15 protein-coding genes and 2 tRNA genes are annotated in these 19337 nt (G+C 71.5%); 6 read left to right on the top strand and 11 right to left on the bottom strand.

All coding sequences use genetic code 11. From position 1 onward, the window contains the following. Nucleotides 1–7: 7 nt before the first annotated feature. Nucleotides 8–790, bottom strand: coding sequence for a dioxygenase (locus ACFVQ0_RS18535; protein ID WP_390089246.1), 783 nt, complete (start codon nucleotides 788–790; stop codon nucleotides 8–10). 135 nt (nucleotides 791–925) lie between these two features. Here ACFVQ0_RS18535 and ACFVQ0_RS18530 point away from each other — a divergent pair, with 135 nt between their 5' ends. Further along, complete coding sequence (locus ACFVQ0_RS18530) at nucleotides 926–1441, top strand: MarR family winged helix-turn-helix transcriptional regulator (protein ID WP_390089244.1); 516 nt, start codon at nucleotides 926–928, stop codon at nucleotides 1439–1441. A gap of 126 nt (nucleotides 1442–1567) precedes the next feature. On the opposite strand, the gene ACFVQ0_RS18525 is transcribed toward ACFVQ0_RS18530, so the two are convergent. Both ACFVQ0_RS18525 and ACFVQ0_RS18520 read right to left on the bottom strand, forming a co-directional pair. Continuing rightward, on the bottom strand, nucleotides 1568–3112 hold the full coding sequence (locus ACFVQ0_RS18525; protein ID WP_390089242.1) for an MFS transporter: 1545 nt from the start codon (nucleotides 3110–3112) through the stop codon (nucleotides 1568–1570). A gap of 200 nt (nucleotides 3113–3312) precedes the next feature. Further along, nucleotides 3313–3975, bottom strand: a complete 663-nt coding sequence (locus ACFVQ0_RS18520) for a TetR/AcrR family transcriptional regulator (protein ID WP_390089241.1) — start codon at nucleotides 3973–3975, stop codon at nucleotides 3313–3315. A 334-nt stretch (nucleotides 3976–4309) separates the two neighbouring features. Between ACFVQ0_RS18520 and ACFVQ0_RS18515 the strand changes: the two genes are divergently transcribed. Further along, the gene (locus ACFVQ0_RS18515) at nucleotides 4310–5587 is read left to right on the top strand and encodes a M6 family metalloprotease domain-containing protein (protein ID WP_390089239.1); all 1278 of its coding nucleotides are present in this window, start codon (nucleotides 4310–4312) and stop codon (nucleotides 5585–5587) included. On the opposite strand, the gene ACFVQ0_RS18510 is transcribed toward ACFVQ0_RS18515, so the two are convergent. Beyond that, on the bottom strand, nucleotides 5574–7361 hold the full coding sequence (locus ACFVQ0_RS18510; protein ID WP_390089237.1) for a class I adenylate-forming enzyme family protein: 1788 nt from the start codon (nucleotides 7359–7361) through the stop codon (nucleotides 5574–5576). The genes ACFVQ0_RS18515 and ACFVQ0_RS18510 overlap by 14 nt on opposite strands. A 407-nt stretch (nucleotides 7362–7768) precedes the next feature. On the opposite strand from ACFVQ0_RS18510, the gene ACFVQ0_RS18505 reads away from it, so the two are divergent. Next, nucleotides 7769–7841, top strand: a tRNA-Arg gene (locus ACFVQ0_RS18505). Nucleotides 7842–7929: 88 nt separating this feature from the next. Here ACFVQ0_RS18505 and ACFVQ0_RS18500 read toward each other — a convergent pair. The 6 genes from ACFVQ0_RS18500 to ACFVQ0_RS18475 all read right to left on the bottom strand — a co-directional run bounded on the left by ACFVQ0_RS18500 (nucleotide 7930) and on the right by ACFVQ0_RS18475 (nucleotide 14963). Next, nucleotides 7930–8625 carry a response regulator gene (locus ACFVQ0_RS18500; protein ID WP_390089235.1) on the bottom strand — a complete coding sequence of 232 codons (696 nt, stop codon included), beginning with the start codon at nucleotides 8623–8625 and terminating at the stop codon, nucleotides 7930–7932. 2 nt (nucleotides 8626–8627) lie between these two features. Further along, the gene (locus tag ACFVQ0_RS18495) at nucleotides 8628–9782 is read right to left on the bottom strand and encodes a sensor histidine kinase (RefSeq protein ID WP_390089234.1); all 1155 of its coding nucleotides are present in this window, start codon (nucleotides 9780–9782) and stop codon (nucleotides 8628–8630) included. A 27-nt stretch (nucleotides 9783–9809) separates the two neighbouring features. Next, nucleotides 9810–10598 (bottom strand): hypothetical protein, encoded by a 789-nt coding sequence (locus ACFVQ0_RS18490; protein WP_390089232.1) that lies wholly within the window; start codon nucleotides 10596–10598, stop codon nucleotides 9810–9812. A gap of 157 nt (nucleotides 10599–10755) precedes the next feature. Beyond that, nucleotides 10756–12090, bottom strand: a complete 1335-nt coding sequence (locus ACFVQ0_RS18485; RefSeq protein WP_390089230.1) for an NAD-dependent succinate-semialdehyde dehydrogenase — start codon at nucleotides 12088–12090, stop codon at nucleotides 10756–10758. A gap of 261 nt (nucleotides 12091–12351) precedes the next feature. After that, nucleotides 12352–13482 (bottom strand): alcohol dehydrogenase catalytic domain-containing protein, encoded by a 1131-nt coding sequence (locus tag ACFVQ0_RS18480; protein WP_390089228.1) that lies wholly within the window; start codon nucleotides 13480–13482, stop codon nucleotides 12352–12354. Then, nucleotides 13482–14963: an APC family permease gene (locus ACFVQ0_RS18475; RefSeq protein WP_390089226.1), complete on the bottom strand. Its 1482-nt coding sequence runs from the start codon at nucleotides 14961–14963 to the stop codon at nucleotides 13482–13484. The genes ACFVQ0_RS18480 and ACFVQ0_RS18475 overlap by 1 nt, the downstream gene beginning before the upstream one ends. A 179-nt stretch (nucleotides 14964–15142) precedes the next feature. On the opposite strand from ACFVQ0_RS18475, the gene ACFVQ0_RS18470 reads away from it, so the two are divergent. After that, nucleotides 15143–15784 carry a TetR/AcrR family transcriptional regulator gene (locus tag ACFVQ0_RS18470; protein ID WP_390089224.1) on the top strand — a complete coding sequence of 214 codons (642 nt, stop codon included), beginning with the start codon at nucleotides 15143–15145 and terminating at the stop codon, nucleotides 15782–15784. A 154-nt stretch (nucleotides 15785–15938) separates the two neighbouring features. Here the strand turns inward: ACFVQ0_RS18470 and ACFVQ0_RS18465 are convergent. After that, a tRNA-Trp gene (locus tag ACFVQ0_RS18465) sits at nucleotides 15939–16013 on the bottom strand. A 275-nt stretch (nucleotides 16014–16288) separates the two neighbouring features. Between ACFVQ0_RS18465 and ACFVQ0_RS18460 the strand changes: the two genes are divergently transcribed. Together ACFVQ0_RS18460 and ACFVQ0_RS18455 are read left to right on the top strand one after the other, a co-directional pair. Continuing rightward, nucleotides 16289–16417 carry a hypothetical protein gene (locus tag ACFVQ0_RS18460; RefSeq protein ID WP_390089223.1) on the top strand — a complete coding sequence of 43 codons (129 nt, stop codon included), beginning with the start codon at nucleotides 16289–16291 and terminating at the stop codon, nucleotides 16415–16417. A 181-nt stretch (nucleotides 16418–16598) separates the two neighbouring features. Next, nucleotides 16599–19316 carry an FG-GAP-like repeat-containing protein gene (locus ACFVQ0_RS18455; protein WP_390089221.1) on the top strand — a complete coding sequence of 906 codons (2718 nt, stop codon included), beginning with the start codon at nucleotides 16599–16601 and terminating at the stop codon, nucleotides 19314–19316. Nucleotides 19317–19337: the final 21 nt, after the last annotated feature.

Genomic DNA, 19337 nt, shown 5'->3' with positions numbered 1-19337 from the left:
ACAAGCCCTATCCGTACTGGAGCGAGCGCTTGGCCAGCCCCATCCAGAACCCGTCGATCACGCTGCGCCCCTGGTCCAGCTCCTGCTCGGCGGCGCCCAGCGTCACGAAGAGCGGGGCGAAGTGCTCGGTGCGCGGGTGAGCGAGCCGGCCCGCCGGGGACTTGTTCTCGAAGTCCAGCAGCGCGTCGATGTCCTGCGCCTGGAGCGCGCGGCTCCCCCAGTCGTCGAACTCCGCCGACCAGCCGGGAGTGCCGCCGCCCTGATGCCGCAGGGCGGCCAGGTTGTGGGTGAAGAAGCCGCTGCCGACGATCAGGACGCCCTCGTCGCGCAGCGGCGCGAGCTTGCGGCCGATGTCCATCAGCTTCTGCGGGTCCAGCGTCGGCATGGAGATCTGCAGCACCGGGATGTCGGCCGCCGGGAACATCTCCACCAGCGGGACGTACGCCCCGTGGTCGAGGCCCCGGTCCGGGATGTCCTGGACCGGGGTACCGGCGCCGCGCAGCAGCTTGCGCACGCTCTCGGCGAGCTGCGGGGCGCCGGGCGCGGCGTACCGCACCTGGTAGTAGTGCTCGGGGAAGCCCCAGAAGTCGTAGACGAGCGGGATCGTCTCGGTGGCGCCGAGGGCGAGCGGGGCCTCCTCCCAGTGCGCCGAGACCATCAGGACGGCGGTGGGCCGGGGCAGCCCGGCGGACCAGGCGGCCAGTTCGCCGGGCCAGACCGGGTCGTCGGCCAGCGGCGGGGCGCCGTGGGAGAGGTAGAGGGCGGGCATGCGCTCCGCGGTGACTGTCATGACACTCCCCATCCACTGCTGCTCAAGGTAAGTCTTCTAGTGGGGCTTTCAGAAGGAAAACTTCTTTAACCTTCAAGTTCCCACCTTCGGAGACCTTAGCTCTATCTAGTTCAACTTTCAAGAAAAGGTCGTACAGTGGAGTACATGACCACGGCATCCACCGGTGAGCAGACGCGCTGGCTCACCGACGAAGAACAGAGCGTCTGGCGGGCGTACCTCCACGCCGCCACGCTCCTGGAGGATCACCTCGACCGCCAGTTGCAGCGCGATGCCGGTATGCCGCACATCTACTACGGGCTGCTCGTCCAGCTCTCCCAGGCACCCCGCCGCCAGAAGCGGATGACCGAGCTGGCCAAGGACGCCAAGATCACCCGCTCCCGGCTCTCGCACGCCGTCGCCCGGCTGGAGAAGAGCGGCTGGGTGCGCCGCGAGGACTGCCCGTCCGACAAGCGCGGCCAGAACGCGGTCCTCACCGACGAGGGCCACGAGATGCTCCGCCGCTCGGCGCCGGGCCACGTCAGCGCCGTACGGCAGGCCATGTTCGACCGCCTCACCCCGGAGCAGGTGAGCTCGCTCGGAGAGATCATGCGGGTCGTCGCGGCGGGGCTCCAGCCGGAGGACACGGACGCCGACCTGCCCTGGCTCCGCTGACCCGGCCCACCCACCGCACGCACCTCTGCCCCGGTTCCGTCGGACGGAACCGGGGCAGAGGCCTGTACGGGTGACTCAGCGCCCTGAGCGGTGACTCAGCGAGCAGCGACTCGCTGAGTCGGTGGCTCAGTGGGCGACGACCGGAATCCGGACCTCGTCCTCGACACCGTCGGCCGAACCGGTACCGGAACCCGTGCCGGTACCGCCGGACGTCGTGGTCGCCGAGGGGCGCCCTGCGTTGACGAAGGTCGCCGCGATCGCGGAGGCCAGCACCAGGATGCCGACGGCCCACCAGATGGCGCCGGTGAAGCCGTGCACCATCGACTGGAGCTTCAGCTGCTCCGGGTCGGTGGCGCCGAGCGCGGCGTGCGAGGTGGCGTACGCCGTGGCGGCGGAGGCGGCGATGGTGTTGAGCAGCGCCGTGCCGATCGCACCGCCGACCTGCTGCGAGGTGTTGATCATCGCGGAGGCGACACCCGCGTCACGCGGCTCGATGCCGTGCGTGGCCAGCGACATGGCGGGCATGAACGCCGTACCCATGCCGAGACCCATCAGGAGCTGCCCCGGCAGGATGACCGCGGCGTAGGACGAGTCGACCTGGAGCTGGGTGAGCAGCAGCATGCCGACGGCGGCGGTCAGGAAGCCGGGACCCATCAGCATCCGGGCCGGAACCCGGGTCATCAGCCGGGCACCGATCTGCGTCGAACCGGTGATCATGCCCGCGATCATCGGGAGGAAGGCGAAGCCGGTCTTGATCGGCGAGAAGCCCTGGACGACCTGCAGGTAGTACGTGAGGAAGAGGAACAGGCCGAACATCGCGATGACGCCGAGGCCCAGCGAGAGGTAGACGCCGCCGCGGTTGCGGTCCATCAGGACGCGCAGCGGGAGCAGCGGGGACTTGACCCTGGACTCGGTCAGGACGAAGGCCAGCAGCAGCACGCCGGAGGCGACGAACGTACCGATGGTCAGCGCGTCCGACCAGCCGCTGGACTCGGCACGGGTGAATCCGTACACCAGCGAGACCAGACCCAGCGCGGACAGGACGACGCCCGGGATGTCGAGCGAGGACCGGTTACGGCCGCCGGCCGGCTCACGGATCACGAAGTAGGCGCCCAGGGCCGCGACGACCGCGAAGGGGATGTTGACGAAGAACGTCCAGCGCCAGTTCAGCGTCTGGGTGAGGAACCCGCCGAGGATGAGGCCGACGGCGCCACCGCCACCGGCGATCGCACCGTAGATGCCGAACGCCTTGGCGCGCTCCTTGGCGTCGGTGAACATCACCGCGAGCAGCGAGAGGGCCGCGGGGGCGAGCAGGGCGCCGAAGACACCCTGGAGTGCGCGCGAGCCGAAGAGCATGCCCTGGTTCTGGGCCGCTCCACCGAGCGCGGAGGCCAGCGCGAAGCCGATCAGACCGACGACGAAGGTGCGCTTACGGCCCCAGAGGTCGGCGATCCGGCCTCCGAAGAGCAGCAGTCCGCCGAAGGCGAGGGCGTAGGCCGTGATGACCCACTGCTTGTTGGCATCCGTGATGCCCAGGTCCGTCTGGGCGTGCGGCAGCGCGATGTTCACGATCGTGGCATCGAGCACGACCATCAACTGGGCGAGCGCGATGAACGCCAGCGCTTTCCAGCGACTCGGATCAGGGAGTCGGATATCAGCTGTTTTTGACATGGGAGTAGCCACCTAAGGGCGCGTTCGGGCGCGTTCGGGCGCGCGAAGTCATGAACCGTGAACCGGGCCGTGGACCGTGGATGCGGTGGGCCCGTAAGGGTGAGGGTCGGGTGGGGCGAGGGTCGGGAAGAAAGGGGCGGGGTGATCGGGGCGGGGCGGACGCGCGGCCGGGCAGCCGTCTCAGGAGCCCGGCACGCCGGTCAGGTCCGGCGCCGCAGGTCCTCCATGGTCGCCGCCGTGCCGGGCAGGACGGACCGGGCCGGGGCCTCCAGTCCGTCCAGGAACAGCTGGAGGTGGCGGTGGGTGAACCGGTCGATGCTCATACAGGCGATGCCTGGCAGCGGCCGGGTGAGCTGGGAGAGGGCGACCAGTACGTCACCGACGGCGATGTCGGTACGCAGGCGCCCCGCGGACATGGCACGCCCGACGAGTCCTTCGACGGCCTCTTCGAGGCGCCGCCGCTCGGCGAGCAGTTCGGGGTGGTCCTTGTCGAAGCCGCCGGACAGCATCGGGCACAGTGCCCCGATCCGTTCGTCGGCGGCCGCGTGCACGAAGCGGCTGAGCGCGACGAAGGGGTCTCCCTCTTCGTTCGCGGCCTCCTCCGCACGTTCGGTGGTGCGGGAGGTGACCGCGAGGACGACCTCATGGGTCAGCGCGGCCCGGTCGGGAAAGTTCCGGTAGAGCGTGGCGTTGCCGACGCCCGCGCGGCGGGCGACCTCGTCGAGCGGCACATCAGGGCCGAACTCGACGAACATCTCGCGCGCGGCCGTCACGATCCGCTCCCGGTTGCGCAGCGCGTCGGCCCGCGGGCGGGGCGTACGCGGCTGCGCGGTTCCGGTGACCGCGGGGGTGACGGTGTCCACGACGGCGCTCCTTCTCTTCCGGTAGCTGTTGGTACGTACGTTTGGTGCGTGCGCAGGTACCTACGTCCGGTACGTACGTTTGGTGCGTGCGTTACTTCGGCGACCTCTCCGCGTAACCGGGGACCGCCTCCCCGTTTCGCGGGGACACGGGTGCAAACGGGGAAACCGTCCCCGGTTATTTCCCGGCCCAATGTGACCTGAGTCACGCCATGCGGAATCGGGGGAATCCCACCCCTTCGGCGCACCCAACGCGCGCCCCCGCAGCACCCGGCAGAGGCTGATCGACAGAGCGCAGCCGGGGTCGGCCGGCTGCCGCGGCCCCGAAGGCGCCTTCATGCAGCAGCCCCGCCACCGGATACGCAACCACCGCCACCCGGTCGTCCTTGGCGCGGCAACAGCCCTGGTCATCGCGGCACTGGCCTCGGCCAGCAGCACGCTCCCCCTCCCCAGCCGGGCCTCCGCCGGTTCGGTGTCCAGCACCGGCACGGCCGGGGTCGGCCCGTGCCGGATATCGGCGTCCATGGGCGTACAGATGTCGGAGGGCATGCCGACCCAGCCGGGCTACGCCCGCTCCACCGGCCAGATCCACGCCCTCAACCTGATGGTCGACTTCCCGGACGCACCGGGCACGGAGCCGGCCATGGACCGGCTCGCGGAGTTCTTCCCGCAGACCACCGACTGGTTCCGCACCAGCTCGTACGGACGGCTCACCTACGTGCCGGAAGCCCCGGTGAAATCCTGGCTGCGGATGCCACTGCCGTTCTCGGGCTACGGGATCGAGCGCGGATCACCGTACGAACCTGGCTACCGCCACCTCGTCCAGGACATCGTCGCCGCCGCCGACCCGAAGGTGGACTTCAGCGCGTACGACCTGGTCAACATCCTCGTCAGCCCGAACGCCGGGCCCTCCGCCCTGGACACCGTGCTCTCCGTGACCTTCTCGGGCAACGACGACGCCCCGTACGCGGACGGCGTGCCGCTCGCCAACACGTCCTTCGTCTACAGCCGCCAGGACGACGGCTCGGGGTCTTACGCCCAGACCGGATACCGGGTCCTGCCGCACGAGAACGGCCACGTCTTCGGCCTCCCGGACCTCTACACGATGGAGGGCGGCGGCTCGGTCGGGCACTGGGACATCATGTCCGAGGACTGGGGCGCCAACAACGACCTGCTCGGCTGGCACAAGTGGAAGCTCGGCTGGCTGGACAACAACCAGATCAGCTGCGCCTCGCGGACCGGCACCAGCGACCACGTACTGGAGCCGCTGTCCACCAGGGGCGGCACCAAGCTGGCGTTCGTGCCGCTGAGCGCGGAGTCCGGCTACGCGGTGGAGGTACGGACCCAGGCGGGCAACGACCAGGCCGTCTGCCGTCCCGGCGTACTGATCTACAAGGTGAGCTCGGACGTCGACACCGGCCAGGGCCCCATCTCCGTCGCGGACAGCACCAAGGACAGCAGCGGCTGCACCCGGCTGCCCAATGTGCACGCCGAGCTCTCCGACGCCCCGTTCCAACCCGGCCAGACCTTCACCGACCGGGCCACGGGGATACGCATATCGGTGGTCGACAAGGACTCCAGGGGCGACTACCGGGTCCGCGTCACCCGCCCCTGACTCCTGGCCCTCCGGCCCCCGTCCCCCGGATCTCCTCCTCGGCGGGTCCGCGCAGCTCGCGCTTGAGGATCTTCCCGGTGGCGTTGCGGGGCAGCGGCTCCCCCGAGAACAGCACATGGGCGGGGACCTTGAACGCCGCCAGGCTCCGCGCCACGTGCGCCCGCAGCTCCTCGGCCGTGGCCACGGCACCGGACCGGAGCCGGACGACCGCCGCGACCTCCTCACCCAGCACCGGATGAGGGACACCCAGGACCGCCGCGTCCTCGACGTCCGGGTGGCCGTGCAGCGCACCCTCGACCTCGACGCAGTACACGTTCTCGCCGCCCCGGATCACCATGTCCTTGATCCGGTCGACGACATCGACCCGGCCCTCGTGGACCACCGCCAGATCCCCGGTACGGAACCAGCCGCCGCTGAACGCCCGCGCCGTCGCCTCCGCGTCCTGCCAGTAGCCCCGCACCAGCGCCTGTCCGCGCAGCCACAGCTCGCCGACCTCGCCCTCGGGCAGCTCCTCGCCCGCCGGACCGGCGATCCGCACCTCCGTGGTGGGGGTCGGGCGGCCGACGCTGCCGGGATGCGCCCGGTACTCGGCACCGAAGTTCGCCAGGACGCCGCCGCTGGTCTCGGTCAGCCCGTACCCGTTGCGCGGCTCGATCCGCTCCCCGTAACGGGCGGTCAGCCGGGCCACCAGATCCGGCGGGGCGGCGGCCCCGCCCGTGTTGAGCATCTGGAGGCTCTCCAGCCCGTCCCGCTCCCGGGCGGCCGCGGCGAGCAGTTGCAGCGCGGTGGCCGGCACCCCGGCGTAGTGCGTCACCCCGTGCTCGCGGATCAGTCGCAGCGCTTCCTCCGCGTCCCACTTGCGCATCAGCACGAGGGCGCCGCCCGCCGACATCGCGGCGTAGAAGCTGGTGAACGCGGCGACGTGGAAGAACGGGAACGTCAGCAGCGTGACGGGCGCCGGCCCCTGCCCGGGGATGACGCCCCGGGCGAGCGCGGAGGCCGCCGCGTGGAACCGGGGGTTGCGCGCGGCGCCCGCCTGGGCGAGGTGCGTGGCGACGGCACCCTTGGGCCTGCCGGTGGTGCCGGAGGTGTAGATGATCGTCGCGTCGTCCTCCGGCCGGATGCCGACCTCGGGCGGTGCGGCGTACGGATCGGGATCGGGCAGGTCCGCGTACCACTCGACCCCGTCCGCCGGCTCCGCGCCACGGGCCCCGCGCTCCTCGTCCCGGAAGACGATGACGCGCGCCCCGGCGTCACGGGCCCACTCCGCGACCTGCGGCAACCGCTCCCCGTCGACCAGGAGGACCCGAGGCCCGCAGTTGTCGAGCGCGTACCTGAACTCGTCCCCGGTCCACCAGGCGTTCAGCGGTACGGCGACCAGCCCGGCCAACTGGGCGGCCCAGAAGGCGATCTGCCACTCCGGATGATTCCGCATCGCCACCACGGCCCGGTCCCCCGGCCGGAGCCCGTACCCCTCGCTCAGCCGGCACGCCAGCGCGGAGGCCGCGGCGAAGAACTCCCCGTACGTATAGCCGCGTTCCTCCGAGATCAGGAACGGCTGGTCCCCGAACGCCCAGGTGGTCTCCACGAACTCGCGGAGCGTCCCCGGCCCGTCCGCGTACACGAGCGCCCCCGCCTGCGGCCCGTCCTCGGCACGCACGACGGCGAACGGCCCCCCGGGCCCGGTCAGCGCGGCCACCACCCGCTCGGCTCTGGCCGCGGCCTGGCCGGGCTCGGCGGCGGGGGTGGCTGGAGTCGGGTCGGGGTGCGGCACGAACGACCTCTCTAAGCGCTTGCTCAGGGCTTTCGTGACGCTATGCCCACGCCCGCACCCCGTCAAGGGACCCGAGACCCGCACCACGCCACACCATCAACTCACCGTGCGCCGCCCGCGATGAAGCCCGCCGGCGACAAGACCGCGCCCGAACCCTTCCGGAGAACCCCCGCCCCACAGAAACCGCAGGTCAGAAACCGGACACCCGGCACCCAATGCCACCGACCCCATGGGGAAGCCCTTCACGGGGACGGATCCGCTACGCTGTCCCTGGTCGTTCATCGGTATGCCCCGCCGCCTGCACCGGCAAGATCGCAGAAGGCGCCACACCGCGTCCGGCCAGTGGGCTCGCAGCCCTTGCCAACGCCCCGTCCACCGGGCCGCCGGCAAGGCCACTCCAAGCCCGCGCCTCCGTAGCTCAGGGGATAGAGCACCGCTCTCCTAAAGCGGGTGTCGCAGGTTCGAATCCTGCCGGGGGCACAGCGGAACAGCAGGTCGAAGGCCCTGTCGCCCAGCGGGCGGCAGGGCCTTCGGCCTGGTGGGCTGGGGCGCGTCCGTCCGGTGGATCTCACACCCCGCGTCGGCGGTCGCCCACCAGGCCGGTCTCGTAGGCGACGATCACGAGCTGGGCGCGGTCGCGCGAGCGCAGCTTGGCGAGCAGGCGTCCGATGTGGGTCTTGACCGTGGCGAGGCCGAGATGGAGGTGTTCCGCGATCTCCGTGTTGGACAGCCCCCGTGCGATCAGGCCGAGCACCTCCAACTCCCGGTCCGTGATGCCGTCCAGGGAGCGGCTGGGCGGGCGCGCGGGTTCGGGGCGGCGGGCGAACTCCGCGATCAGGCGACGGGTCACCGAGGGGGCGAGCAGTGCCTCGCCCGCGGCGACGACTCCGATGGCGGTGAGGACCTCGGTCGGCGGGGTGTCCTTGAGCAGGAAGCCCGCGGCGCCGGCGCGCAGGGCGGCGTAGACGTACTCGTCCAGGTCGAAGGTGGTGAGGATGAGGACGCGGACGCCGGACAGGGCCGGGTCCGAGCAGATCTGCCGGGTCGCCCCGATGCCGTCGAGGTCCGGCATGCGGACGTCCATCAGCACGACGTCCGGCCGTTCGCGGCGGGCGAGTTCGACGGCCTCCGCTCCGTTCGCTGCCTCGCCCACGGCCGTCATGCCGGGCGTGTGGTCGACGAGGACGCGGAAGCTGCCGCGCACCATCGCCTGGTCGTCGACGATCAGTACCCGGACCGGGGGGACCGGGGTCGCGTCGGTCATGGTCATCGGTTCCCTTCGACCGGCAGGCGGACGGACACCGCGAAGCCGCCTTCCGGCCGGGGCCCCGCCTCGCAGCTTCCGCCGTACATCATCGCCCGTTCCCGCATCCCCAGGAGGCCGTGCCCGCGCGGGAGTTCGCGGTCGGCCTGGCCGCGTGCGGACGGCGGTCCCTCGTCCGCTATGTCGATGCGGATCTCTCGCGCGTCCGCCTCGACCGTGACCCGGCAGCGGGTCGGGGCGGCGTGCCGGACCGCGTTGGTGAGGGCCTCCTGGACGATCCGGTAGATGGTCAGCCGCGTGCCCTCGGCGAGGTCCTCCGTGGCGTGCACCGTCAGGTCGACGTCCACCCCGGCCTGGTGTGCCTGCGCGGCGAGCGAGCCGAGGCCGTCGAGATCCGGTACGGGTCCCAGCGGCGCGCCCTCGGTCCGCAGCACGCCGAGCGTGCGCCGCATCTCGGCCAGTGCGCGGCGGCTCGTCTCCTCGATGACCTTGAGGGCGGCCCGCGCCTCCTGCGGGTCGGCCTCCGCCACATGTCCGGCGACACCCGCCTTGACGGCGATCAGGCTCAGGTTGTGCGAGACGATGTCGTGCAGCTCACGGGCGATCCGCAGCCGCTCCGCGTCCAGTGCGTGCTCCGACCTGCGCCGCTGTTCCCGGGCGGCCCCGGACCGGCGGCCGCGCACGGTGAACCCCGCGCCCCAGGCCCCGCCGATCACCAGGAGCACCAGCCCGGCCACCCCGGCGGCGCCCCGCCAGTCCTCTGCGGGAGTCACCACCGCCTCGCCGAGGAAGACGGCGCCGCACGCCACCGGCAGCGCCACCGCGAGTGCGGGCACGGACCTGCGGGCGGGCTCGGCCAGTCCGACCAGGTAGGCCGCGAACCCGGCGGCGGCGTAGGGCTCACGCGGGATGTCGAGGAGCGATGCCGCGGCCAGGGCGGCCAGCACGGCCGCCAGGACCGCGAGCGGCCGGCGGCGGCGTACGGCGATCGGCAGGCCGACCGCGGCGGCTATCAGACAGCCGAGCCAGACCGGTCCGGTGTAGGCGGGCTGCCCGTCGTCGCCGGTCAGCCGGACGAAGCCGAGGTACACGGCGGTCAGGGCCAGTGCCGCGCCGAGGTCGAGGACGTAGAGATGGCGCCGCCCCTTGGGCTTCATGACCCGACCGTACCTGTACCCGTCCACTCAACCGGCCTGTCCCAGCAGCACCATCAGGCCGAGCGTCACCAGGGTCAGCGGCACCCAGCGCAGCACCGCCGCCCGGCTGGGACGCGGCGCTTCACGCAGCAGCGCCACGCCCAGCGGCACCAGCGCCGCGCACAGTCCGGTCAGGGCCACCAGCGACATGGGCGTGGTCCCCTTGAGCACCCCGAGGGGCAGCGCCGAGGTGAGGGCCAGTGCGGCGGCACGGGCCGGGCCGAGCACCCGGGTGCGCCAGGCGCCCAGGGCAAGGACCGTCCACCCGGCGAGGATGGCGAGGTTCAGCGTGGCGAAGACATGAAAGGCGCCGTAACCGGCGGAGACCGCTTCGGTGGCGGGCCCGACTCCCTGGGAACGCGCCAGCTGAAAGGCCAGATGGTCCACCCCCGCGTGGAAGGCGCGGGCGAACAGCCCGAACATGACCAGCACCCCGCCCCACAGGCCCCATCCGGCACCGCGGGCCCCGATCCGTGCGGCCAGCACGGCCACGGCGGGCCAGAGCAGCAGACTGCCCGCGGCGAAGAGGCCGTATGCGGTGGCCATCAGGGTGGGGTGCCGCTCGTACGCCGCGAGTTGATCGGGATAGAAGAAGTGGAAGCGGGCCCGCAACAACGCGCCGACCAGCATCAGGAGCGGGCCGAGCACCATGGCGGTGCCACCCGCCCACCGGCCGGGGAAGCCGGTCCCCTCCGGCCACTCCACAGGCAGTGCGGCGCGCAGTCGGGCGCCGATCGTGGTGACCGGGGCGGCCATGGGTGTCGTCGGGTTCGTCATGCCGACGACGATGCCCGCGCCGTCCCCGCGGGGCGTCGGACCAGGAGCTGAACCGTGGGGTCAGACCTGGGTATGACCCGCTGTTCAGCTCCTGATCGTGCGGCGGGCCTGGGCCGTCTGGTCACGGCCCGGCCCGCCCCCGTGCTACGCCACCGCCCTACGCCACCGTGCGGATGAGCTTCTTGTTGACGAACTCCTCGATCCCCGGGCGGCCGAGCTCGCGGCCGAAGCCGGAGCGCTTGATGCCGCCGAACGGCAGCTCTGCACCCTCCGCGCCGACGCCGTTGATGAACACCATGCCCGCCTCGATGCCGTCGGCGACGCGGGCGGCCTGTGCGGGGTCCGTGGTGAAGACGTACGAGCCCAGGCCGTACGGGGTGTCGTTGGCGATCCGCAGCGCGTCCTCCTCGTCGGCCGCCCGGAAGACCATGGCGACCGGGCCGAAGAGCTCCTGGCGTGCGGCGGTGTGCTCGGTGGTGAGGCCGGTGAGGACCCCGGCCGGGAAGTGGGCGCCGCTGCGTGCGCCCTCGGTGTGCAGCGTCGCGCCCTCCGCGACGGCGGCGGCCACCTGGCGCTCCAGGGTGTCGGCCGCGGTGACCGAGGACAGGGGCGCTCCGGACTGGCGGGCGAGGAGTGCGGCGGTGAACTTCTCGACGAACGCGTCGTAGAGACCGGAGGTGACAATGAACCGCTTGGCCGCGTTGCAGGCCTGGCCGGTGTTGTCGAGGCGGGCGGACACGGCGGCGTCCACGACGGAATCGAGGTCGTCGGCGGACAGCACGATGAACGGGTCGGAGCCGCCGAGTTCGAGGACGACCTTCTTCAGGTGCCGCCCGGCGATCTCCGCGACGGCGGCGCCGGCCCGCTCCGAGCCGGTCAGGGACACGCCGTGGACGCGCGGGTCCGCGATCACCTCCGCGATCTGCTCGTTGGTGGCGTACACGTTGACGTACGCGCCGACGGGGAACCCGGCCTCGGTCACCAGCCGCTCAAGCAGTGCCGCGGTGGCAGGGCACTGCGGGGCGTGCTTGAGGACGATGGTGTTGCCCAGGGCGAGGTTCGGGGCGGCGAACCTGGCTACCTGGTAGGCGGGGAAGTTCCACGGCATGATCCCGAGCAGGACACCCACCGGGCTGCGCCGGACGACGGCGCGACCGGGGCCGGAGGTGACGGAGAGCTCCTCGTCGGCGAGGAACTCCTCGGCGTGGTCGGCGTAGTAGTGGTAGATGTCGACGCAGAAGTCGATCTCGCCCTCCGCCTCTTCGAGCGGCTTGCCCATCTCGCGCACGATGCCCGCCGCCAGTTCGGCCCGGTGCTCCGCGTGCAGATCCCCGAGCCGGCGCAGGAGCGCGGCACGCTCGGCCACGGAGGTGCCGCGTCCCCAGGCGGTGGCCGCGTGGGCGGCGTCGACGGCCGCGGTCATCTCGGCGTCGGTGGCGGTCGGGTAGGTCTGCGCGGTCGTGCCGGTGGACGGGTCGGTGACGGCGTACATCAGGTCTCCAGGAAGTGTGGGGGAAAGGGGCGGGGGTGCGGCGCCGGTCTCGCTCGCTGGTGTGCCGCGAGGCCGACGTCGCGGATCCTAGGGCCTGTCGTCAAACTGCCGTCGTTGCCCGGAGGGCGGCCGGACGGCGTCAGGCGCGTGCTATCGGCGTGCCGGCCCCAGTCCCCTGTACTGGACGTACCGGGGTCTGGGGCCGGTGCGGCGAGAGTGCGTGCATGGCGTCGCCCGGCAGACGGCAGTTTGACGACAGGCCTAGGGTTCCAGAATGGTGCGGGCGCCCACGGCGGACTTGAGGTCCTCGAAGGCGGCGGCCGCTTCGTGGAGGGGGCGCACCCTGCCGATCAGCTCGTCCAGCGGCAGCCGGCCGGCCAGATAGAGGCGGGCCAGCTTCGGAATGTCGATCGCGCCGACGCTGGAGCCGTAGTTGCAGCCGAGGATGCGCTTCCCCTGGTCGGCGAGGTCGAAGAGGTTGAACGCGCCCGTCGCGCCGTCGGCCGCCATGCCGACCAGGACGGCCGCCCCGCCGGAGGTGAGCATGTCCGGAAGGGTCTCGATCACCCTGGGGCTGCCGATGGCCTCGAAGGCGTAGTCGACCCCGCCGAGCTCCTCCTGGCACCAGGCGGCCACGTCGGTCGTGGCGGCGTCGAGCGTGTGGGTCGCCCCGAACCGTTCGGCGGCGGCCAGCCGCTCGGGCGAGAGGTCTACGGCGATGATGGGATCGGCCCCCACCAGGCGCAGGCCCATCACCACGGACAGGCCCACCCCTCCGGCGCCGACGACGACCGCGGACTCGCCGGCCCGCACGCCCGCGGTGTTCAGGACCGCGCCGATACCGGTGGAGATGGAGCAGCCCAGGAGGGCCCCGATGCCGAACGGCAGCTCGTCGGGGACCTTGACCACGGCCGATTCGGGCACGACGACCCGGCTCGTGAACGCGCCGAGCCCGAGGAAGGGCCAGACCTCCTCCCCCTGGGCGTCGGTGATGGGGGTCGTGCCGTCGGGCAGGGTGTTCGCCACGGCCTGGGTGCCGGTGCACAGCCAGGCCATGCCGGCCAGGCACTTGCGGCAGCGGCGGCAGGGCGCGAACCAGGAGAGGACGACGTGGTCGCCCGCCTTCACCGCGCCGACGCCGTCACCCGTGTCCGTGACCACGCCGGCGGCCTCGTGGCCCATGACGAGGGGGCGGTCGCTGGGCCAGTCCCCCGTCAGGATGTGCAGATCGGAGTGGCACACCCCGGCAGCCCGGATGTCGATCTCGACCTCGCCCGGTCCGGCGGGCCGGTGGGCGATCTCTCGCGTGTGCAGTCCCGCGACGGGTTCGTAGACAAGAGCAGGGGCAGGGTCAGGGGCGGTGGAGGTGGAGGGGGAGAGCTGCGCGGACATCAGAGAGCCTTGACTTCCTCGGTCGACGGGTTGGGGGAGAGCCGGGTGTGCGGTTTGGCGACGGCTACGTAGACCAGGCCGACGACCAGCAGCGCGGAGAAGACCAGGACCACGGCCCACACCTGGATCCAGCTGCCCGACGGCGGGGCGAGTTCGGCGCGCGGCCAGGCGATGTTGACCGCCTCGAACAGCAGCCACACCACGGCGGCCACGTTGATCACCAGACCGGCCCGGCCCAGGCGGAACTGGCCCTCCGCCGGATTCCAGCGGCCTCGCAGGCGCGCGAAGAGCGCCACGAGCGCGACCGCCAGGAAGATGAAGTAGAAGCCACCGGAACCGAAGGAGATCAGCGTGGCCGCCGCGTTTCCGTTGAGCCCGAGCAGGAGGCCGAGCCCGGCGAGGACGGCCGTCACGGTGAGCGAGACCCAGGGGATCTGGCGCTCCCCGACCGTGGCGAGCTGGGCGGAGCAGGGCAGCTGCCGGTCCCGCGCGAAGGCGAAGACGGCCCGCCCGATATAGGTCTGGATCGAGATGGCGCAGGCGAAGAACGCGACCAGGACGACGACGATGAACGGCTTCCCGCTCCAGCTGCCCAGGCCCTGCGTCACCGCGTCGAAGACGGGGTCCACGGTCTTCCCGGAGACGGCGTCCTCCGGGCGGCGCAGCGCGAACGTCACCGCGATCGAGGTCAGCAGCACCGTGAACGCCACGAACACGTAGGAGCGCAGCAGGGCCCGGGGCACGCTGCGCCGCGGCTGCTCGGTCTCCTCCGCGACCTGGGTGGTCGCGTCGAACCCGAGGAAGGCCCAGCCGGCCACGGCCAGACACGTCACGAACCCGGCCGCTACGGACCCGCCGGAGGCGGACTCCGCGCCCAGGGTGTCGAAGAGGATGCTGAAGCCGTGGTGGCGGGCGAAGAGCAGCAGGAACACGCTGACGGCGATGGAGACGACGCCTTCGGCGACGATGCCCGCGTTGAGGAAGTGCTTGACGGGGTTGACGCCGAGCAGATTGATGCCCAGGGCCACCGCGATGAAGACCACTCCGAGCAGCACATGGGTCACCGGTGACAGCGCCGAGTCGCTGAAGAGCATGTGCAGCCAGCTGGAACCGAGGTACGCCACGGTGGTCAGGGACGCGATGGCCGAGGCGAGATAGATCCACCCCACCAGCCACCCCAGCCGGGGTCCGCCCAGCCGCCGGACCCACTGGTAGACCCCGCCGGTGATCGGGAACTGCGAGGAGAGCTCGGCGTAGACCGTGGCGACCAGCAGCTGCCCCAGGAAGGCGACGACGACCGCCCAGATCCAGGTGGGACCGGCGAAGACGAACCCCAGCTGGGCGACGGCGTAGATGCCGACCACCGGGGAGATCGTCGCGAAACCGAGAGCGAACACGGCCCACCCGGACAGGGTGCGCTTCAGCTCCTGTTCGTAGCCGTATTCAGCCAGATCACCGGCATCGGCACGGTTGTGGTCCACGTTCGTCTCCTGGCATTGCTGGGCGCGCGTCCGGCGGCGCTCACACGGTGGAGGCCGTCTTCGGCGTGCCGTTCTCATCCCGCTACGGGCTGGTACCACGGCAGCCGTTCGAGCGGCGATCCATTTATTGGCTGTAGGGCCAATTGTTATTTGGCTGCACAGCCAATAACATCCTTGCCATGACGTCAAGGGGTCCTGAGAGGCAAGTCCGCAAAGCGGCGGCCGAACGCCGACGCGAGATCGTGGCGGCGGCCGCGCGGGTCGGCCTTGAGGACGGCCTGGAGTGCGTCACCCGGCAGCGGATCGCCGACGGCCTCGGAGTCCAGTCCGGACTCATCCACCACTACTTCCCCGTGGTCGAGGAACTCGTGGCCGAGGCGTTCACCAGCGCCACCACGGCGGAGCTGGACGGCCTGCTGCCCGAGGCAGCTGCCGCCGAGCCCGGAAGCGGCGGCCCCCTGAGCACCTTCCAGCGCTTCTTCACCCTGATCTCGGACACCGAGTTCGACAACGTGAGCAAGCTCTGGCTCAACGCGCGACACCTGTCCCGCTACCGCCCCGTACTGCACGACCAGGTGGTCGGCCAGGAGCTGCGCTGGTGCCACCGCATCGAGCAGATCATCACGCAGGGCGTGCGGGAGCAGTCGTTCCGCTGCGCGGATCCGTGGGCATCCGCCGTACGCATCCTCGCCGTCGTGGACGGAGCCAGCGCGTACATCAACACCAGCGCCGACCGGCGCACGGCCCCCCTCACCAACCTTGCCCGCACCCTCGCGGAAGCCGAACTGGGCCTCCCGGCCGGTGGCCTGCGCATGCCCTGACGGGCCAGGCCGGGGGGCCACGGAGCCAGACCCGAACTCAGGGACGGGTACCACGAACACAGTGAGGGCGGCGTCACCCTCGAAGAGGGACCCGTCAGCCTGATCCTGGCCCGGGACGAAACGCTCAGAAGCCACGCCGGACAAGGCGAGAAGGCAGAACCGGCCGGATTCGAACCGGCGTCCTCGCGGTTTTGGAGACCGCGCGCGACGACCTCTGCGCTACGGCTCCGCCCCGACCGCAATCTACTGGACCGCGCGCTTCGACGAGGCCGAACCTGCCGGGGTGCCCGGCGGCCGCCTTCTCCAGACGGCAGCCCTCGTCCGGAAGGGGAAGGGCTGCCCACCCCCGGCGCCAGGACGGCAGCAATCACCGCGCGCGCCGAGGCGATGGCGAAAACCCCAGCCCGATGTCAGAGCCGTCCGATAGAAAGGCCTTCCAGCCGCGGCCTCCACGTCACACCTGGTGGGATCGCGGCGCGCATCTCGGCATCCCTGGGGGGACTGATGTTCAGATCACGGGCGGCCTGGGCCGTCATCGGCACCACCGCGATCCCTTTGGCCGGCGTCCCGGCGGCGCACGCCGCGGCGACCGGGTCGTTCCGGGCGGCTACGTCGGACACCGTCAAGGCGTAGCCGCTGAGAACCGGGGCCGAGCAGCGGCTGACGCCGCTTCTCGCGGGCCGCCGCGCCCAATAGCCGGGCCGGACTTGCCTCTTGGTGTGACGCTCCACGCTTCACAGACGCTGAACTCCAAGACTCACAAGAAGACTTGCAGTACTCACGTGACCACGAACCAGACCAATGGGGTGGGGAATTGAGCACGAGTAAGAAGCACACGCACAGACCGCGGGGCCTGAGGAGACGGGCACTCCTGACCGTCGGCATCGTCGTCCTCAGCGGGGCGGGGTCAGCGGCCTACGCCGTCGGAGGTCCGGCCGGGAACGGAACGGCGGGGATCGGAGCGGCTGGTGAGCACAAGGCGCGGGCCGCGGCCGTGCGTACGGTGGGGCTCGCCGGACAGGGTGCCGGGCGCAAGGGGCTGCCGAAGCAGGACACCAAGGAGTACAGCGCCGCCCTGCTGACCTGGTCGGACCCGGAGGCCGAGCTCAAGGGGACGGCCCAGATACGTTCGAAGGGGGTCGGGACCGGTAAGTGGTCGGGCTGGCAGGCGCTGCCGGACGATCCCTTCTCCGCCGACGGCAAGGAGGCCGAGGACGCGGCGACCCGCGGCGGCACCTCCGCGGTGTGGACCGGGCCGTCGGACGGCATCGAGGTGCGGGTGGTCGCCGCCGACGGCTCCGCCTCCGCGCTCCCGTCCGGCATGGACGTGAAGCTCCTCGATCCCGGCACCGACCCGACGGGCCGCGCCCCGAAGCCGGCCGCGTCTGCGCGGGACGTCACGCCGGCGCCGTCGGACACGGGCACCGATACGCCCGTACCCACGGACACCACCCCTCCGCCCACCGAACCCGCGAACCCGACGGCACCGCCCACCGAACCCGCGAACCCGACGGTCCCCGCCACGCCCAGCGCGACGGCGACGGCCTCCGGGGCGCCGGCCGCTCCGGCTCCCCTGCCCTCGACCGTCGTCAAGCCGCCGATCATCACCCAGGCCCAGTGGGGTGCCTCCACGGACTACGACGGCACGCCCGAATACGGTCAGGAGATCAAGGCCGCCGTCGTCCATCACACCGGCGTCGACCAGGACAACGGCGTCCCGTGCAGCCAGTCGAAGGCCCGGATGCGGACCATCCAGCAGGAGCACTTCGCCCGGGGGTACTACGACATCGGCTACAACTTCGTGGTCGACCGCTGCGGCCAGATCTTCGAGGGCCGCAGCGGCGGCATGGACCTCCCGGTGATCGGCGCCCACGACGTCGGCTTCAACACCAACACGGTCGGCATCTCGTACATCGGCAACACGATGACGCTGAAGCCGACCCGGGCCGGCCTGGAGGCCATCTCCCGGGTGGTCGCCTGGAAGTTCGGCATGTACGGCATCAGCCCGAGCTCCAACGTGACCCTGGTGTCCGGTTCACCGCTCGGCCAGGACGGCAACAAGGTCCCGCAGGGCGACTCGATCACGCTGCCCCGGGTCTTCGGCCACCGCGACACCAACGCGACGCTGTGCCCCGGCGACGCCCTGTACGGCAAGCTGCCGCTGGTCCGTACCCTCGCCGCCTCGCCGGGCGTCTCACATGCCCTCACCCGCTCGGACTTCGACGGTGACGGCGTGACCGACCTGGTCGCGGGCACTCCGCAGACGGGCAGCAGCGCGGGTTCGCTCACGGTCGTGCCGGGCGGTGACGACGGCCCGGTCGCCTCCGCAGGGCGGATCATCGACCAGAACAGCCCCGGCGTCCCCGGCAGCAGCGAGTCCGGCGACCTCTTCGGCGCGTCCAACGCGTACGGCGATGTCAACGGTGATGGATACGGCGACCTGGTCATCGGCTCGCCCGGCGAGGACGACACCAGTGGCCACGCCGACTCGGGCCTGATCTCCGTGATGTACGGCCCCGCGCTCAACACCGGCACGTCGTACGGAACCGCGACCGCGACCCGCGCCGCCGGTGAGAAGCTCGGCACCTCCGTCGCCACCGGCGACTTCAACGCGGACGGCAAGTCCGACATCTTCTCCGTCGCGCCCGGCAAGCCCGGCCGCTGGTGGTCGTACGACTCCGGCACCGGCGCGGCCACGTCCGGGTACCTGAACACCACCGCCTACACCGAGGCCGTCTCCTACGCGGCCGTCGCCACCGGCGACTTCAACCGGGACGGTTACGCGGACGCCGCCGTCAACTTCCGTGACCCGAGCGGCATTTCCCGCATCCTGTGGCTCAAGGGCTCGTCCGGCGGGCTGCAGCGCGTCGGGATCCTCTCCGCGAAGGGCGGCCGCTCCCTGGCCGCCGGCGACGTCACCGGTGACGGCATCGACGACCTGGTCGTCGGCCAGCCGGGCACGACCGAGTCCGGTACGACCGACAAGGGCGGCTCGGTCACCCTGCTCAAGGGCACGACGACCGGCCTCACCGCGACCGGCGCGATCACTCTCGGACAGGATTCCCCCAATGTGCCGGGCGGCGGCGAGGCGGGCGACGAACTCGGCGCCTCCGTCGCCGTCGGCGACTACGACCTCGACGGGTACGCGGACGTCATGGCCGGATCCCCGAACGAGGACATCACCCGGGCCGGTGTGAGCCGGGTGGACGCAGGCGCGGTGATCCTCTTCAAGGGCACCTCCACCGGCATCTCCGGTACCGGCTCTGTCAGTTACAGCCAGGACACGGCCGACGTCTCCGGTGACACGGAGACCGGTGACCGGATGGGGTCCTCCGTCCTCCTCCAGGACCTGTCCGGCTACGGCCGCGCTGACCTGGCGATCGGTGCGGACGGGGAGAACGCCGGCGACGGCGTCTTCCTTCAGATGGACAGCGGCAGCGCGGGGATCTCCCCCAAGAGCACCGTCTACTACGGCCGCTCCAACCTCGGCACCCCGGCGGCGGCCCACCTCGGCCAGACGCTGGCGCCCTGATGCCGGGGCCGTCACGCTGAG

The organism is Streptomyces sp. NPDC057900, from assembly GCF_042887885.1.
GTDB lineage: Bacteria > Actinomycetota > Actinomycetes > Streptomycetales > Streptomycetaceae > Streptomyces.
This window is presented reverse-complemented; position numbering and strand designations above follow the sequence as displayed.